Below are 1,325 nucleotides of genomic sequence, written 5' to 3'. Positions count from 1 at the left end.
TACTGGACCTACTGGAGCTACAGGAGCTACTGGATCTACTGGACCTACTGGAGCTACTGGATCTACTGGACCTACTGGATCTACAGGAGCTACAGGAGCTACTGGACCTACTGGATCTACAGGAGCTACAGGAGCTACTGGACCTACAGGAGCTACAGGAGCTACTGGAGCTACAGGATCTACTGGAGCTACTGGACCTACTGGAGCTACAGGAGCTACTGGACCTACTGGATCTACTGGAGCTACTGGATCTACTGGATCTACTGGATCTACAGGATCTACAGGAGCTACTGGAGCTACTGGATCTACAGGAGCTACAGGATCTACTGGATCTACTGGATCTACAGGAGCTACAGGAGCTACTGGACCTACAGGAGCTACAGGAGCTACTGGATCTACAGGATCTACTGGAGCTACTGGATCTACAGGATCTACAGGATCTACAGGATCTACTGGAGCTACAGGAGCTACTGGATCTACTGGACCTACAGGAGCTACAGGAGCTACTGGAGCTACTGGACCTACTGGAGCTACAGGAGCTACTGGATCTACTGGACCTACTGGAGCTACTGGATCTACTGGACCTACTGGACCTACTGGACCTACTGGACCTACAGGAGCTACTGGACCTACTGGACCTACTGGAGCTACTGGATCTACTGGACCTACTGGACCTACTGGACCTACTGGACCTACAGGAGCTACAGGAGCTACTGGATCTACAGGATCTACTGGAGCTACTGGATCTACAGGATCTACAGGATCTACAGGATCTACTGGAGCTACAGGAGCTACTGGATCTACTGGACCTACAGGAGCTACAGGAGCTACAGGAGCTACTGGACCTACTGGAGCTACAGGAGCTACTGGATCTACTGGACCTACTGGAGCTACTGGATCTACTGGACCTACTGGACCTACTGGACCTACTGGACCTACAGGAGCTACTGGACCTACTGGACCTACTGGAGCTACTGGATCTACTGGACCTACTGGACCTACTGGACCTACTGGACCTACAGGAGCTACTGGACCTACTGGAGCTACAGGAGCTACTGGATCTACTGGACCTACTGGAGCTACTGGATCTACTGGACCTACTGGAGCTACTGGATCTACTGGACCTACTGGATCTACAGGAGCTACAGGAGCTACTGGACCTACAGGAGCTACAGGATCTACTGGAGCTACAGGATCTACTGGAGCTACTGGAGCTACTGGACCTACAGGAGCTACAGGATCTACTGGAGCTACTGGACCTACTGGATCTACAGGAGCTACTGGATCTACTGGATCTACAGGAGCTACAGGATCTACTGGATCTA

General features: G+C 52.0%; 1 protein-coding gene. It reads left to right on the top strand.

All coding sequences use genetic code 11. The features are described from left to right. Positions 1–1,325: hypothetical protein (locus ACTFNE_RS27345; RefSeq protein WP_439998595.1), on the top strand; the 1,325-nt coding region annotated here is incomplete at both ends.

Origin of the sequence: Bacillus cereus group sp. MYBKT111-2 (genome assembly GCF_051915205.1) — a bacterium.
Classification (GTDB): Bacteria; Bacillota; Bacilli; order Bacillales; family Bacillaceae_G; genus Bacillus_A; species Bacillus_A paranthracis.
This window is presented reverse-complemented; position numbering and strand designations above follow the sequence as displayed.